This is a genomic window from Shewanella psychromarinicola (genome assembly GCF_003855155.1).
GTDB lineage: Bacteria > Pseudomonadota > Gammaproteobacteria > Enterobacterales > Shewanellaceae > Shewanella > Shewanella psychromarinicola.
On the sequence record NZ_CP034073.1, the window covers coordinates 3452020 to 3469139 of the forward strand.

The 17120-nt window shown below is 43.7% G+C and carries 9 protein-coding genes; 7 read left to right on the forward strand and 2 right to left on the reverse strand.

Annotation, left to right across the window (positions count from 1 at the left end):
* Positions 1-63: 63 nt before the first annotated feature.
* Positions 64-399 carry a hypothetical protein gene (locus tag EGC80_RS15170; RefSeq protein ID WP_124013063.1) on the forward strand — a complete coding sequence of 112 codons (336 nt, stop codon included), beginning with the start codon at positions 64-66 and terminating at the stop codon, positions 397-399.
* A gap of 94 nt (positions 400-493) precedes the next feature.
* Here EGC80_RS15170 and EGC80_RS15175 read toward each other — a convergent pair whose 3' ends face one another.
* Positions 494-1069, reverse strand: a complete 576-nt coding sequence (locus tag EGC80_RS15175; protein WP_124013064.1) for a CoA pyrophosphatase — start codon at positions 1067-1069, stop codon at positions 494-496.
* 593 nt (positions 1070-1662) lie between these two features.
* Here EGC80_RS15175 and malQ point away from each other — a divergent pair.
* The 6 genes from malQ to EGC80_RS15205 all read left to right on the forward strand — a co-directional run bounded on the left by malQ (position 1663) and on the right by EGC80_RS15205 (position 14267).
* Positions 1663-3894: a 4-alpha-glucanotransferase gene (gene malQ, locus EGC80_RS15180; RefSeq protein ID WP_124013065.1), complete on the forward strand. Its 2232-nt coding sequence runs from the start codon at positions 1663-1665 to the stop codon at positions 3892-3894.
* A 13-nt stretch (positions 3895-3907) separates the two neighbouring features.
* Positions 3908-6142 (forward strand): 1,4-alpha-glucan branching protein GlgB, encoded by a 2235-nt coding sequence (gene glgB, locus EGC80_RS15185; protein WP_124013066.1) that lies wholly within the window; start codon positions 3908-3910, stop codon positions 6140-6142.
* A 42-nt stretch (positions 6143-6184) separates the two neighbouring features.
* The gene (gene glgX, locus EGC80_RS15190) at positions 6185-8284 is read left to right on the forward strand and encodes a glycogen debranching protein GlgX (RefSeq protein WP_233768510.1); all 2100 of its coding nucleotides are present in this window, start codon (positions 6185-6187) and stop codon (positions 8282-8284) included.
* A gap of 332 nt (positions 8285-8616) precedes the next feature.
* A complete protein-coding gene (locus EGC80_RS15195) occupies positions 8617-11196 on the forward strand; it encodes a glycogen/starch/alpha-glucan phosphorylase (protein ID WP_124013068.1) in 2580 nt (859 codons plus the stop codon).
* A 95-nt stretch (positions 11197-11291) separates the two neighbouring features.
* On the forward strand, positions 11292-12548 hold the full coding sequence (gene glgC, locus EGC80_RS15200) for a glucose-1-phosphate adenylyltransferase (protein ID WP_124013069.1): 1257 nt from the start codon (positions 11292-11294) through the stop codon (positions 12546-12548).
* Positions 12549-12563: 15 nt separating this feature from the next.
* Positions 12564-14267, forward strand: a complete 1704-nt coding sequence (locus tag EGC80_RS15205) for a glycogen synthase (RefSeq protein WP_124013070.1) — start codon at positions 12564-12566, stop codon at positions 14265-14267.
* 384 nt (positions 14268-14651) lie between these two features.
* Here the strand turns inward: EGC80_RS15205 and EGC80_RS15210 are convergent, their stop codons facing one another.
* Positions 14652-17045, reverse strand: a complete 2394-nt coding sequence (locus tag EGC80_RS15210; protein ID WP_124013071.1) for a TonB-dependent receptor plug domain-containing protein — start codon at positions 17043-17045, stop codon at positions 14652-14654.
* Positions 17046-17120: the final 75 nt, after the last annotated feature.

Here is a 17120-nt window from a genome sequence, read left to right on the forward strand (position 1 = left end):
ACTAAGTCGGTTAAATATTTGGCGAATTAGCCTTTTATTATCTCGTCAACCAAGGAATAGGGCATGTCTCGTTTAGGTATTATACAAGTGGTGTTGACCATCTTTTCGTTATTAGGCTGGAGTTTAGCCATTTATGCATTGATTATTTTTGGCGAAGCCAGACCAGATCGCGCGGTAGGGTACTTTTTGAGTAAAGGGGTATCGGTGCGATTACATTGGGACCCCGAATTAACCATAAAATTGGAATATCTTATTTGGTGGTGTGCTGGGATCAGTTTTCTCAATCTACTGGTTAACTTTTATGCCAAAACCACGACGCGGATTGGTTTTTGGGTCAATATACCCTTGTTGTTGTTGGTATCACTGTCAGCGGGTTTGTATATTCGTTACTTAGTGTAAATCCACTTATGTATGCTGAGCTTATTAATAGCTCGAAGCTGAATTGATTTTGAAAATAAATCGGTTTTTGGTGCAAACCGTCCATGCACTGTTGTTAATTTACTTCTATATGACGGCACAATAAGTCAATTATTGCTGCTGTTACACCCCAAATAAACTTGTCTTCAAATGGCATAAAGTGCACTTGATAATATGCGCCATGGCGGTAATGAAACATTTTATGACGGTTACTCTGCTCAATAAAAAAACTCAAGGGTACTGAGAAACAATCATCAACTTCACCAGGGTCGATCACCAGTTCAAAGGGCTGTTTGACTAAGGCCACGACAGGGGTGATCTCAAAACCGGTAAAGGTTTTATGGGCAGGGAACAGACCTAAAATATCAACATTTTCTGGGGATAAACCAATTTCTTCGTGTGCTTCACGCAGTGCGGTATGAATAATATTAATATCACCAGGTTCAACTTTGCCGCCTGGGAAGCTAATTTGCCCAGGATGGTGACGTAAATGCATCGGACGTCGGGTTAACATAAGATGCAGTTGTTGCTCTATTTCAATCACAGGGATTAATACCGCTGCTTGGCGGCCAAGATACGATTGGGGCGCAGAAGTAATGGTAGAACGCAGGCGATGCAAGTTATAGCGCAGGGTGAATTCGTGTTTGTTCATTGATATTGGGTATTTCCAATTGTTGGCTCTACGTTAGCTGACATTCGGTATTCGCGTCACTCAATAACCAACAACGCACCGCATATGACCTCAAACAAGCCTATTGTAAGTCTCTATTGTTTCAGCAATTAGAGTAACCATGATCAATCTTAGCAGTGACAACGCCAAGCTAACAGACATTAATAAGATGATTTAACCCTGTTGAGTCCATTGTCGACTTATTGAAGCACATAATATTGGCATGGCTTGAGTTATTAGACGGCAACGTTATGGTGACTTTTCGATGTCAGCATCATAGCCATCAGTATCGAAATAATGACTCGATTAGCTGCGCTATTTTGAGGCATATCACCCATGAGACAGATTAATTAACTGCACTATTTTGTGTATATTGCACCATTAGTGCTCAATAAATAATGTTAAAACAACTGTATTAAATAAACGTTTTAATAGTGACTGTTTAGGATAAGCGATTGATTTAAAATAAAGAGCTCTATTATTTTATTGTCATTAATCTGTATTGTATTTGTTATAATTAACTGGCATGGTAACTGCTGGAATAAATGCAGTTAATTATCACGAGGAAGACAAATATGGGACTGGAGAAGTTGCTGTATTTGCAAGGTGTTGGGGCAGAATTTATCGATTTTTTCGGTAATCTTGTTCATATACCTACTAAGGACAGGCAGGGCATTTTAACCACAATGTTGTTGCCGTCATCTCTTCATCAACACGATCATCTTCACGGAGATAATGATTCTGGCCAGCAGCCATTTGACATGAAGGCTTTTACACAACAACAATTATCAGCGCAACCGATAGCCGCGAGAATCGAGCAACTTGATGTGCTACCTTGGTTGATGCCGCTGCATCAATTCCAATGGTGTGCTATCGATAAACCTCATATTGATATCTATCTGCCAGAGCATTATTCATTTGCCTTTGCAGTGACCGTCAGCGGTGAAAACGTTGACACTATTATTGTTAACGCTGACGTGAGTGATTGTGTTATCACTGGCGAGTATTATATTAACGGCCAGCGCTATTGCCAATATCGATTATTGCTTGATAAATCAAACCTGCATCTAGGCTACTACCAGGCTAGCTTAGCGTTTTTAAATGATCCTGCCCGTACAGAAACCTTACACGGACAATTGATGGTTGCGCCCGCAATGGCTTATCAAGGGCGTTTAGCGCAGAAATCAACAAGCAGTAAACAATCTTGGGGGTTGAACGCTCAACTGTATGCATTACGTAATGATGCTCAATGGGGTATCGGCGATTTTGGTAATTTAGCCGAACTTATTGATTACGCGGCTCAGGCCGGTGCTGATTTTATTCTGCTTAATCCATTACATGCTTTAGACATCAGCCAGCCAAATAACCCCAGTCCATACAGCCCAACAGATCGCCGTCGGTTAAATCCCTTGTACATTCAAATTGAAGCCGTTTATGAGTATAAAGCGTTGAATGGGGAGTTATCATCACAGAAATGGCAACAAAAAAAGCGCGCACTTAATCACGCTCATCTCATTAATTATGAGGAGGTTCAAAGTCTTAAATACGCTGCTTTTGAGAAGTTGTATCAAATATTTAACTATCAACACGTTAAGCTAGAAACCCCTAGGTTCAAAGCTTATCTGGCATTTTTGGCGCAGGATAGAGTGGCGTTGATGCAATTTGTTGATACAGAAATGAAGTTAGCATCAAAAAATTTCACACAAGATGCAGGCTTTTATTTGTATCTGCAGTTTATCGCCAATGAGCAATTACAAGCTTGTCAGTTAAATGCCAAACAGTGTGGCATGAGTATTGGATTGATCCGTGATTTGGCCGTAGGTGCGGTGAGTCAGGGCGCAGAAGTTAGCGCCAATGTGGATTTATTTTGTGATAACGCCAGCATTGGTGCGCCGCCAGATCCATTTGCCGAACAAGGTCAAAATTGGGGCTTAACGCCATTCGACCCGGTAAAATTAAAGCAGGATAATTTTTGTCATTTTATTCAATTGGTTCGCAGCAATATGCAAAATTGCGGGGCATTGAGAATTGATCATGTCATGGGGCTACTGCGTTTATGGTGGTGGCCGCTGGATGAAGAACTAGGTCAAGGGAGCTATGTCTATTACCCGCTTGAAACCTTATTAGCGATTGTTTGCCTGGAAAGTCAACGTGCTCGTTGCATCGTCATTGGTGAGGATTTAGGCATAGTGCCACCCGAAATTGTGTCACTTTTACACGATGCGGGCATTTTATCTAACGAATTATTCTATTTCTGTAAAGATCATCATGGCTTTAAGGCGCCAAAAGACCACAAGTATCAAAGCTTGATGATGCTGGCTAATCATGATGTGCCGACGCTTGCAGCGTGGTGGACGGGTGCCGATTTACGGCTACGGCGTGAGCTAGAGTTGATTGAAACTGATGATAAGTTACAACAAATAATTGTCCAGCGTCAGCTTGAGAAGCAGCAGTTAGTCGATTTACTTATCCGCGAACAGGCGTTTGAGTTACCTACTTTGACAGTGTCAGTGGATCAATTGGACTTTGATAGTATTATGTTGGCTTGGATCCATGTGGCTGCGAAGGGCAATGCTCAATTATTCAGCGTCCAGTTGAGCGACTTAGTCGCCGATAAGCATGGGGTGAATATTCCAGGGACATGGAAAGAGTTTCCTAATTGGCAACGGCGATTACCATTATCAATTAAGCAAATGTCTCAAAGCCCTAAAGTACAGCAACGTCTCGATGCCATAAAGTTTGCTCGGCAAACTCGCAGTAACTATAGCGCTGCAGACACCTCTTCATCCGATAAACACGCCCAATAATGGATCATTGACTATGACTGTAGCGACCCCGTATTTTCATTCAGGAAGCGAAATTGCCTTATTAAATGGTGAATACACAGATGTGTTTTCATTGCTTGGAATGCACAGTATTAATGACGGTAAAGCACTGGTTGTTCGTTGCTTACTGCCAGGTGCGCTGAGTGTTGATGTATTGAGTGCTAAAGACCACCGTAAAGTGGCCAGCCTTGAGCATGTCAATGAACAAGGGTTATTTGCCGGTAAAATTGCTCGTAGAGTTAAGCCGTTTCAGTATTTATTGCGAGTCAAATATCCATTGTGTGAGCAGTTAATCATTGACCCATATCAATTTGATAGTGTATTGGATCCAGATGATGTGTACCTTTTTGGTGAAGGAAGCCAGCTGCAAACCTATCACTTTCAAGGGGCTAATTGGCGCCAGCATCATGGTGTCACGGGTGTCCATTTTTGTGTTTGGGCACCTAATGCGAAGCAAGTGGCGCTGATCGGTGATTTTAATTTATGGGACAAGAAACGCCATGTATTACGCCACCATCCAGGCAGTGGCTTGTGGGATATTTTTATTGCTGATGTTGAACCTGAACAACATTATAAATACGCAATTTGCGACATGCACGGCAATGAGATCATTAAATCCGATCCTTATGCGGTTGCGATGCAACCCTCACCACATAATGCGTCAAAAATTCCAAAACCAGAACACTATGACTGGCAAGATAGTGACTGGTTAACCGACCGAGCAAGCAGTCAGTCTCATGCACAACCGATGTCAATTTATGAAGTGCAATTAGCTTCATGGCGGCGAACGGGCGATGACGGCCAAGATTATACTGACTATACACAGTTAATTGCAGAGCTGGTGCCGTATGTTAAAGAAATGGGTTTTACTCATTTACAATTGATGCCCATCAGTGAGTATCCGTTTGACGGTTCTTGGGGGTATCAACCAGTGGGATTATTTGCCCCTACATACCGCTTTGGTGACGCGAATGGTCTTAAAGCGTTTATTGATGAGTGCCATCAACAAGGTATTGCCGTGTTGCTGGATTGGGTGCCAGCGCATTTTCCTCGCGACCCTCATGGACTTGTTAGGTTTGACGGCAGTTGCTTATATGAACATGAAGATCCACGCAAAGGTGAGCATCCCGACTGGGACACGTTAATTTATAATTATGGCCGCGCGGAAGTGCGCAGCTTTTTATACAGTAATGCCTATTACTGGCTAGACGAATTTCATTTTGATGGTTTGCGCCTTGATGCCGTGTCATCAATGCTATACCTCGATTACAGTCGCACTGCCGACCAATGGGTCCCCAATGAATTTGGCGGCCGCGAAAACCTGCACGCCATCAGTTTTTTACAAGAGTTAAATGCGCGCATGTACCAATCCTTTCCCGGGATTAATATGATTGCTGAGGAGTCCACGGCGTGGCCAGGCGTGACTCAAGCGACCAGTAATAACGGCTTAGGTTTTGGTTTTAAGTGGAATATGGGCTGGATGAACGACACGCTGCGTTACATCAGCAGCGATCCCCTTTTTCGACGCTATCACCATGGAGAACTGACATTTAGCTTAGTGTACGCTTTTACCGAGCAATTTATTTTGTCCCTTAGTCATGATGAAGTGGTACACGGTAAGGGATCGTTATTGCATAAAATCCCCGGTGATGATTGGCAGAAATTTGCCACCTTACGCGCTTATTACGGCTTTATGTGGTCGCATCCTGGCAAAAAACTGTTGTTCATGGGTAATGAGTTTGCACAACGCAGCGAGTGGAATCATGACCAGAGCCTCGACTGGCATTTATTAACCTATGCACCGCATCAAGGTGTGCAAGATTGGGTGCGCGATCTCAATCAATGTTATCAGCAATACCCTGCGTTATATCAACGCGATCACAATAGTGACGGTTTCCAATGGCTCGACGGTAATAATGCTGACAATAACATTTTAGTGTTTTGTCGTTTTGGCATCAATAAACAGCAGCCAGTGGTGATTGTGGTTAATATGTCGCCACAGGTTTATCACGACTTCAGGATTGGAGTTCCGACCGATCGAGATTATGTGGAGATCATCAACAGTGACCATCGTCATTATGGCGGCAGTCATGTGGTTAATGATGAGGCTTGTGAAACACAAGCTACGCCGTGGCAAGGCATGCCACAAAGTATCGTGATAACAGTGCCACCGTTAGGGTGCTGTTTCTGGGCCCCTGCGCTAGATGAGCTGGATGAACCAACAGCATAAATTGGCTCTCACATAATGGTTTCTACTTCACAAGGGTATGTTATGGATATGACCAGCGGTTATCCTTATCCACTCGGGGCGACACTTGACGATGACGGGGTTAATTTCTCGTTGTTCTCAGCGCACGCCACCAAAGTGGTGTTGTGTATCTTTGACCCCACGGGGCAAATTGAGGTGGCGCAATACATCATGCGCGACCAAACACGGCAAATTTGGCACTGCCATCTATCCGATGCTCAAGCGGGATTACTGTATGGTTACCGCGTTTTTGGACCGTATCAGCCCGAACTCGGTCATCGTTTTAATCATCATAAATTACTCCTCGACCCGTACGCGAAAAAGTTGGTGGGTACGCTGATATATCACTCTGCGCTTTATGGCTATGACATTGATGCTACTAAGGAGGATTTGTCGTTTGATACACAAGATAGCGCGCCATATTTACCCAAAGCACAGGTCATAGATTGTGGATTTGTTAAGGACATTCCGATTACACCCCTTAACATTAGTCTGGCTCGGAGCATTATATTTGAGGCCCACGTTAAGGGATTTACTCAACAACATCCTGATGTCAGCTTACAGCAACAAGGCACCTTTGCTGGGTTAGCAAGCCCGCAGATAGTTGATTATTTGCAAAATTTAGGCATCACCTGCGTTGAGTTATTACCGGTGCATGGTTTCTTTGATGAGCCTTTTTTGATTGAAAAAGGCCTCAATAACTATTGGGGCTATAATAGTATTGCGTTTATGGCGCCACATTCGGCTTATTTATCAGGACAGGGTGATATTGCCGAGTTTAGGCAAATGGTCTCCACTCTTCACTCTGCGGGGATTGAAGTGATCCTCGATGTGGTGTTTAACCATACCGCTGAAGGCAACCATTTAGGGCCAACTTACAGTTTTCGCGGTATCGACAATGCCAGTTACTACCGGTTATTGCCCAATGAAAAACGCTTTAACATTAATGATACTGGCTGTGGTAACACCTTTAACCTCAATCATCCCCAAGTGTTGATGTTAGTCATGGACTCATTGCGATATTGGGTTGAAGTCATGGGGGTAGACGGCTTTCGATTTGATTTGGCCAGTTGTCTCGGCCGAGAGGCCTATGGCTTTGATCCAGGCAGCGGCTTTTTTGATGCTATTACGCAAGATCCCGTGTTGTGCAAGGTGAAGTTGATTGCTGAGCCATGGGACATTGGCCCGGGGGGTTATCAGTTAGGTAATTATCCGGTGGCATTCAGTGAATGGAATGATCGTTACCGTGATGCTATGCGCCGTTTCTGGCGTGGTGACAGTGGCTTATTACCTGAGTTTGCCAAGCGATTTCATGGCTCGAGTGATTTTTTTGAACATAATGGTCGTGGACCCTCAGCCAGCATCAATTTTATCACCAGTCACGATGGCTTTAGTTTGCATGATTTGGTCAGCTACCGCGATCGTCACAATTTGGCAAATAGTGAAGATAACCGCGATGGTCATCAAGAAAACTGCAGCAGTAATTATGGCATTGAAGGCGAATGTGACGATGTGGTTATTAACGCCATTCGAGACCGACAAAAACGTAACTTATTAACCTGTTTATTGTTATCTCAGGGCGTACCTATGCTGTTGGCAGGTGATGAGTCCAGTCAAACACAGCAGGGCAATAACAATGCCTATTGCCAAGATAATCCTATTGGCTGGTTTGACTGGCAACAAATAGATTGGTCGTTAGTTAATTTCACCGCCCAGTTGATTAGCTTGCGAAAACGCTTCCCGATGTTGTGTCATCAAGCGTTTATTCATAAACCGGAAGCCTTATTTGATAACGGCTTAGCGTGGTTTAACCGCCAAGGTGAAGCAATGACAAAATCATATTGGTGTGAACATCATACCCGCACCTTAAGCGTGATTTTAATCGGCAATTTAGCTGATGCAGACGTTGGTGCTGTTGCGGAGAGTACAGAGGCGTTATTGCTGATGATTAATGCCGATGAGTTGCCACATACCTTTGCCCTGCCGCAATTACCCCATCTTCGATATTGGCATTGTTTATTACATACCCAAGACAGTGAGCCTGTTGTTGATGCCAGTCAACACGTTAGCTTAATGAGTCGCAGTTTAATGTTATTTCATACTGAATTTTCCAGGAGCAATTGATGACTACAGCGAAAGACAGTGAGCCTGTGGTTGATGCCAGTCAACGCGTTAGCTTAATGAGTCGCAGTTTAATGTTATTTCATACTGAATTTTCCAGGAGCAATTGATGACTACAGCGAAAGACAGTGAGCCTGTGGTTGATGCCAGACAGCACGTTAGCTTAATGAGTCGCAGTTTAATGTTATTTCATACTAAATTTGAATTCCCCAGGAGCAATTGATGACTACAGCGAAAGACAGTGAGCCTGTGGTTGATGCCAGACAGCACGTTAGCTTAATGAGTCGCAGTTTAATGTTATTTCATACTGAATTTGAATTTTCCAGGAGCAATTGATGACTACAGCGAAAGATAGTGCCAGTGTTAATAAAGCGTCTGCCGGTGCGAGTAGAAGCAAAGCCAACAGCAAGGCCAGCAGTAAGGCCAAAGCTGACGCTGAGACCTTATCTACTAAATTATCTAACGCCGCTGACATAACGGCCAGCTCACACGCCGAGCCTTGTGAACCTTGCGACAGTTTATCGGCATCGTTAGCCAGACATATTCGCTATGGGTTATGCCGAGATGAGCATGAAAAACATGAACTCTTTAATGCCGTGGCGCACAGCGTTAAAGAGCAAATGCTCGATAGCTGGCGTCAAACGCGGATAAAAGACAATCAATATCAACAAAAACAAGTGGCTTACTTATCGCTTGAGTTTTTGATGGGTCGAGCCTTAGGTAATGCATTATTGAGTTTAGACATTACCGCTGATGCACAGCAAGTACTGTCCGATTATGCCACCAACTTAGAAGATCTTGAACAAGTTGAGCAAGATGCAGGATTAGGCAATGGCGGACTTGGACGACTAGCAGCTTGCTTTTTAGACAGCTGTGCCAGTTTAGACTTACCGGTGACCGGTTATGGTATTCGTTACCAATACGGTATGTTTGCGCAAAAAATTGTCGACGGCTATCAAGTTGAACGTCCAGATCGTTGGTTACGTCATGGTAATCCATGGGAAGTTCGGATCGCCAACCGTATCGTTAGCGTGCCGTTTTTTGGTCATACCGAAACCTATCTTGATAAGCGGGGACATCGACACCATGTTTGGGCCGAGACCCAAAATGTATTAGCCGTCCCTTATGACATGCCGATCCCAGGGTTTAAAAATGGTCGAATTAACACGTTGAGATTATGGAAAGCCGAAGCCAATGATGAGTTTGACTTAGATGAGTTTAACGAAGGCGATTACGCCGAAGCGGTAGCGACCAAAAATTTGGCTGAACAAATTACTATGGTGTTGTACCCCAATGATGCGAGTGTTAATGGCAAAGAATTACGGTTGAGGCAACAATACTTTTTATCGTCAGCCAGTTTGCAAGATTTACTGGCTCGTTACGTTAGTCAATTTGGTGAGGATTTCAGCCAGTTTAATGAGCATAACGTGTTACAGCTTAACGATACTCACCCGAGCATTGCGGTCCCTGAGTTAATGCGGCTTTTGCTTGATCAATATGGCTTGAGTTGGGACGCAGCATGGGCTATCACCAGCCAATCGATGGCGTATACTAATCATACTTTACTGCCCGAAGCATTAGAGCGTTGGTCAGTGCCAATGATGAAAAATATGTTGCCACGGATTGTTGAAATAATCTTCGAAATTAATGCGCGCTATTTAGAACAAGTCGCCCACCATTGGCCGGGAGATATTCAAAAGCTGGCCAATATGTCGATTATTGAAGAAGGCCCAGAGCAGCATATTCGTATGGCCTATTTAGCGATTGTCGCCTGTTTTTCGGTTAATGGGGTGGCGGGTTTGCATACACAATTACTCAAAGAGGGGCTGTTTAAGGATTTTTACCAATTGTGGCCTCATAAATTTAATAACAAAACCAATGGTGTTACTCCTAGGCGTTGGCTTGCGTATTGTAATCCTAAATTATCCTCATTAATTTGCCGTCGTTTAGGCGATGAATGGATCAACGATTTATCTCGTCTGACGGCACTTAATGCTTTTACCAGTGATAAGGCGTTTGTTAAAGAGTGGGCGCAAATAAAGTTCGAAAATAAACAAGCATTAACGGCATTCGTTAAACAACAATGCGGTGTCGAATTTGACCCACTGATGATGTTTGATGTGCAAGTTAAGCGTATCCATGAGTACAAACGCCAGCTACTGAATATTTTACATGTTATCCATTTATACCGCCGTATCCTCAATGGGGACACACAAGATATGGTGCCTCGTTGTGTGTTGATTGGTGGTAAGGCGGCGCCAGGTTATGCCATGGCAAAACAAATCATTAAGTTGGCCAATAATGTTGCCCATATGGTTAACTCCGATCCTCTGGTGTCGCCATTGTTACGGATGGCTTTCTTACCCAACTACAATGTTAGTGCCATGGAAAAAATATGTCCGGGTACCGATTTATCTGAGCAAATATCGACTGCGGGTAAAGAAGCCTCAGGCACTGGCAACATGAAGTTTATGATGAATGGCGCCTTAACTATTGGCACGTTAGATGGCGCCAATATTGAGATGCTCGAAGAAGTCGGCTATGAGAATTTCTTCCTATTCGGCTTAGATGCTAAGCAAGTGACACAAGCTCGAATTGATTATCAACCTCAACATATTATCGAACATTCAAAAGCCCTTAACCGAGTGATGAGCATGCTAAAAAGTGGTCATTTTAATTTGGTCGAACCCGGTATTTTCGATGACATTATTGCCTCGGTTCTTGACTCCAATGATCAATGGATGACCGCCGCTGATTTTGACAGCTATTGCTTGGCACAAGAGCAGGTGGCAAAGACCTATCTTGATCAAGATAGTTGGCAAAAAATCAGTATCCGAAATACCGCTGCTAGCGGACGTTTCTCAAGCGACAACACAATAGCGGGCTACCGCGATGAAATCTGGATGAAAAAGTAATACAAGGATGGCGGTGTAATGCCGAAAACAAGGTAGGTCGTTGATCAGTTAGTATTTGTTGATGGCTATGTTTGATAACCAAATGGAGTCTACTTATGAGTAATGTTCGTTATATTAGTAATTTAACTCGTGATACCTATGCGCTTATCTTGGCGGGGGGGCGAGGTTCACGGTTGCATGAATTAACCGACCGGCGCGCTAAACCGGCGTTATATTTTGGCGGTAATTATCGCATTATCGATTTCCCACTATCGAACTGTATCAACTCAGGAATACGTAGAGTAGGAGTGGTGACACAATATAAGTCACATTCATTAATTCGACATGTGACTCGTGGCTGGGGTCATTTTAAAAAGGAGCTCGGGGAGTCGGTTGAAATTTTACCGGCATCACAGCGAACATCAGGGAACTGGTATCAGGGTACTGCAGATGCTGTATTTCAAAATATCGACATTATTCGTCATGAAAAGCCTAAGTACGTGATGATCCTATCGGGCGATCACATATACCGCATGGATTATGCAGGCTTGTTAGCCGCCCATGTTGAATCAGGTGCCGATATGACGGTGTGTTGTTTAGAAACCCCGATAGCTGAAGCCGCTGGTGCTTTTGGGGTGATGGAGGTCGATAGCACGAATAGGGTAATTGGGTTTGAAGAAAAGCCGGCTCATCCGAAACCGACGCACAATGATCCGGAAAAGTGTTTAGCCTCGATGGGCAATTATGTGTTTAATACTCAGTTTTTGTTCGACCAATTGAAAAAAGATGCCAACAACGAAAAATCAGACCGTGATTTTGGTAAAGATATTATCCCTGCGATCATTGAAAAACACAATGTGTTTGCGTTCCCTTTTTCCAGTGCCGTCCCTGATGAGCCAGCTTATTGGCGCGATGTAGGAACCTTAGATTCATTTTTTCAAGCGAATATGGAATTATTGGCACCGACACCGCCATTGAATTTGTATGATGCTAAATGGCCTATTTGGACTTATCAGGAGCAACTTCCTCCGGCTAAATTTGTATTTGATGATAAAGATAGGCGCGGTATGGCGGTAGATTCTATCGTCGCTGGTGGCTGTATTATCTCGGGCGCGAAAGTGAAACGCTGTGTGTTATTTAACGAAGTGCGTGTATGTTCTTATTCGTTTGTGAAAGACTCTGTGCTATTGCCCGATGTGGTGGTATTAAAGCATTGTAAAATCCAAAATGCCATTCTTGATAGAGGTTGTATTATCCCTGAAGGCATGGTGATTGGATATAATCACGATCATGACCGAGCGAGGGGCTTTAGGGTATCAGAAAAAGGTATTACCTTAGTGACACGTAAAATGTTGGGTTTACCTGTTGGTTAAGAATAAGGATCGTTAATGAGTTCAGTGAGTATAAAACGAGTACTGCTCGTGGCAGCAGAAAATGATGCACTGCACGGCGCCAAGGTTGGTGGCATGGCGGATGTTATCCGCGATTTACCGCCAGCGTTAGCACAATGCAGCGTGATAGCCGATGTTGCTATGCCTAATTACGGCTTTTTAGCCCAACAATATCGTGCTGCATATTTGGCTGATATTGAGGTTGATTTTGCCGGTGAACGTCATTCCGTTACCGTGTATCGGTTGCCAAGACCGCAACACAAAGACGCCATAGTGACTGTGGACCAAGATAAGTTTGACGACTCAATAGCGCAAATTTATCTATTTGATCATCCGCTGTTTAATCATCAAGGCCAAGTATACTGTAACGGTTCGGTCGACAGACCTTTTGCCGAAGATGCGACCAAATTTGCCCTGTTTTCCCTCTGTGTCGCCACCAGTTTAGTGCGGGAAATATTGCCGCGCATGGATGTATTACATCTGCACGACTGGCACAGCGCTATGGTGGCAATGCTTCGAGGTTGCGTGGTTGATTTTGCTGGATTGAAATCTTTGGCTTGCGTGTTTACCATCCACAATTTGGCTTTACAAGGGATCCGCCCCTTTAGTGGTGATGAGTCGTCGTTTGGCCATTGGTTTCCACAATACATTGACAAATTAGACCCTATTGCCAAAGAAAGCTTATTCGATCCTCGCTACAGCAATTGTATTAATCCGATGCGAATGGGTATTGTGCTGAGCGATAAAGTGCATTTAGTGTCTCCCACTTATGCGCAAGAGGTGTTAAAGCCTTCAGATCATCACAAAGGTTTTTTCGGTGGCGAAGGATTGGAAAATGATCTAGCGACTAAAGATCAGCAAGGCAATTTAGTCGGGATTATTAATGGCTGCGTCTATGATGAGGCCATTTCTGCCTTTGATGCACATAAAGCCAGCTATAAAGATTTATTGCTCCAAGCTGAAAATACCGTTATTCAATGGCAAGCGAAAGCCATTAACCTCAGTGTTATCGACGCAATGGCATTAGCGCGTATTGGTCAGTATAAACATGCGCTGTTGAGCGACTCATTGGCGCTAAAACCGGCTCAGATTAAGGATGAGACAGAGCGGTTTTTACTGACCTCTGTCGGCCGGTTAACGGAACAAAAAGTGTTGATTTTATTGCAGCCATTTAGCGATCCTCAAGGTCTTTCCTCAGCAAAAACGGTGTTGGACGCGATATTGCTATCGCTTAAAAAGCTGCAACCGGATGGTGTCTTCCTGATGATAGGCAGCGGCGATTTGCATATCGCTAAAATGATGCAAGCAACTGCCGCGCGTTATGATAACTTTCTGTTTTTACATGGTTATGATGAAGCGTTAGCAGAACAGCTTTATCAATGTGGCAGTTTATTTTTAATGCCCAGTTCATTTGAACCTTGCGGGATCAGTCAAATGCTCGCAATGCGGGTAGGACAACCTTGTTTAGTTCATGGTGTGGGTGGGCTTTACGATACGGTTGAAGATAATGTCAGTGGTTGGGTGTTTAATGGCGAAACGTTGGCCTCACAGGGTCAGGCCTTGGTTGAACGATTTAACCAAGTGGTCCAATTATTGGGTAGCGATACTTGGCAACAGGTGAAGCACAATGCCGCCAAACAACGATTTACCTGGGATGAGGTCGCCAAGGAGTATATTGAAAAATTATATGTGACTAATTGAAATGATTAGTCACCATCTAGGCTAACGAACTGGGTAATGTTATACCTGCGAGCTAATAGCATTATCATCTTTAATGCTATCGGTTAGCATTATTATTGACCCTATTATTAGGAACTATTATTAGCGTTATGTTGAGCGTTATTGTTAGCACTATGATGGTCGCTGTTATTGGTACTCATGTTATTTCTATCGATAGTAAAAACAGCAACATTAAGCCATGAAAAAAGCCAATCAAACTCGATTGGCTTTTTTGTATTTCATCGGCAACTTCAGGTTATGAATGACTGAACGCTTTATGTCGATAATCTTTGCGCTAAGTCATCATGACTATTTTAATACCGTTGTTGCCTTTAGAGATACAGTCCGATGTTACTGACTATGAGTCTAGTAGGTGTAGCGTAGATCTAAGTAATAATAACCACCATTAAACCCAAATGGGGTATTGGTGAGCGGGTATACAAATATCCCGTTAAAGTTATTGTCTTCAGGACGTTTTTCTGGATAAGTATCAAACAGATTTTGGGCCCCTAAGGTGACAGCCAGATTATCCGTTGCTTGATAACGCGTGCTCAGATCGGTAGTCCATCTGGCATCATATTGCACTTCACTGGATGAATAACCCACAGTATAGTCACTGAAATAGCTGAAACGTAAATTGGTGCTGAAGTCATCATAATGATGAGTAAAGCCGATATTAGCGGTATTTTTTGGATTCGCTTCCGTCATGCGAATGACTTCAATACGATCAAATAACTGATCTTCTAAGCCATTGAGGATTGACGGTAACCTAATCGACTCAATTTCAGTTTCTTTATAAGAGTAAGCAAGGTTTGCTTTCAAATCGCCATATTCGCCAAGATTAATACCTTGAGTGACAACTAAGTCAACGCCTTGGGTTTGAGTGTCGACAGCATTCATAAAAAATCGCGCGGAGTCCGCATTGGTGCCCTCAAGGATAGAGGCAATTACCGCTGAACTTTCTTTGTCGATATCGCCAGATAAAATAATCCGGTCATCGACATTGATTTGATAAGCATCCAAGGTCACAACAAAACCATTCTCGCTGGTGTAAACAATACCGGCACTGTAGGAATGTGATATTTCTGCTTTAAGATCGGGAATGCCCAGCTCAGCTTTTACCGGCGATAACTGGTTAAAGGTGCCTGACTCTCTTGGGACAAACTCGCCAGTGATCGGATCTGGATCAAAGAAGGTTGATACATTGGTAAAATAAAGCTGTTGCACACTGGGTGCGCGGAAACCGGTGTCAGTGGTTAAACGTAACGCCAGATTATCGGTTAACTCATAACGACCGGATAATTTCCAACTGGTGTTGCTACCAAAATCGGCATAATCTTCATAGCGAACCGCTGCAGCCCAATAAAAATAATCACTGAGTTGGTTTTCAAGTTCAATATACAGACCGAGATTGGTGCGACTCTCGTCAACTTCCGACTCTTTGGTAAAGCCACCAAATCCCTGACTGCCGCCAGACTTATCTTGGTAATCACCTTGAATATAGGATTCTTCTTGGCCAGCTTCAATTTGGTAACCACTTTCGCGCCATGTGACGCCCATGGCCACTAATAAGTCAGAGTCATTGACAAAGTCGTAATAGTTGGAGGCATCTAGATTGAGGTTCAACTCACTGGTCGACAGGGTGCCAGCATCAAAGCTTGTTGGGCTATCAGGGCCAAGCGAAGCATTAATGGTGTTTTCAACATTGTATTCAAAGCTGTTACTGCCATAACCTGCAGAAGTATCGATTTCCCATTGACCCAGTTCAAACTCATAACCGGTCACTAAAGAATAATCGATAATCTCTGGACTAATTTGCGGTAAAAATCCGTCTGGATAGACTTCGGTTACGTTACGTGAATCAAGCGCGCGACGATAAAAAGCGCCTGAAGTCGAACTGCGCTTAGTGATCCCGCCAAAGGCATAAAGCTTACCTTGGGTATCCAATCCTTGTTGCGCATTAAAAAACAAGCCGTAGTTATCAACGTCACTGTCGCCGACGTGATGATTTTTTCGATCGAATGTCGCTTCACGTGGATCTGGACTGCCATCCGCTAGAGTAGGGTATTGCTGCCGTGGATCGAGACCAGCACGGTTAGTTGAATTTTTCTGATGCGCTTCTAAAGAGACGTTCACAAAGCCGTCATCACTGAAACTAAACCCTTGGTTAATCCCTAATCGAACTTGCTCACCATCACCTTCATAGGTTTGGCCAACGTGGGCGGCAATACTGCCACCCTCGGCGCTGTCTTTAAGGACCACATTAATCACGCCAGCAATGGCATCTGAACCATAAAGCGCAGAAGCACCATCACGTAAAATTTCAATTCGCTTAATCGAGGTCATCGGAATGGCATTTAAGTCAACGTTTGATGCACCTTTACCTAACGTACCGCCTAAGTGAACCAATGCAGAACCATGGCGACGTTTGCCGTTAACCAAGACTAAGGTGTGATCGGGTGACATGCCGCGTAAGCTTGCTGGGCGAACCGCATCACTGCCATCGGTAATGGACGAAAACGGAAAGCTATAACTTGGCGCCGCAAACTGTAATGCCTTAGCGGTTTCAGTAATACCAGTGGCTTCGAGTTGTTCTGAGGTAATGATATCGACGGGTGTTGCACTGTCAGTTGCTGTGCGTAATGCGATCCGAGAGCCAATCACCTGAATGCGCTCTAGGTTTTGACTTTCCTCTGCAGCGATGGCTGCTGGAGTTGAAATACTGGCAACAATGGCCAAAGAAACGAGACTTTTGTACATTAGCAATCCTGTCATAACGTTATAATAAATTTTTGTAACATTATAGAACATTTTCGCAGACGTTTAGATGGCTTT

Excerpts from the sequence above, each read along its gene's own strand:
- EGC80_RS15170 (WP_124013063.1), top strand. The coding sequence starts at position 64 with ATGTCTCGTTTAGGTATTATACAAGTGGTGTTGACCATCTTTTCGTTA.
- EGC80_RS15175 (WP_124013064.1), bottom strand. The coding sequence starts at position 1,069 with ATGAACAAACACGAATTCACCCTGCGCTATAACTTGCATCGCCTGCGT.
- malQ (WP_124013065.1), top strand. The coding sequence starts at position 1,663 with ATGGGACTGGAGAAGTTGCTGTATTTGCAAGGTGTTGGGGCAGAATTT.
- glgB (WP_124013066.1), top strand. The coding sequence starts at position 3,908 with ATGACTGTAGCGACCCCGTATTTTCATTCAGGAAGCGAAATTGCCTTA.
- glgX (WP_233768510.1), top strand. The coding sequence starts at position 6,185 with ATGGATATGACCAGCGGTTATCCTTATCCACTCGGGGCGACACTTGAC.
- EGC80_RS15195 (WP_124013068.1), top strand. The coding sequence starts at position 8,617 with ATGACTACAGCGAAAGATAGTGCCAGTGTTAATAAAGCGTCTGCCGGT.
- glgC (WP_124013069.1), top strand. The coding sequence starts at position 11,292 with ATGAGTAATGTTCGTTATATTAGTAATTTAACTCGTGATACCTATGCG.
- EGC80_RS15205 (WP_124013070.1), top strand. The coding sequence starts at position 12,564 with ATGAGTTCAGTGAGTATAAAACGAGTACTGCTCGTGGCAGCAGAAAAT.
- EGC80_RS15210 (WP_124013071.1), bottom strand. The coding sequence starts at position 17,045 with ATGTACAAAAGTCTCGTTTCTTTGGCCATTGTTGCCAGTATTTCAACT.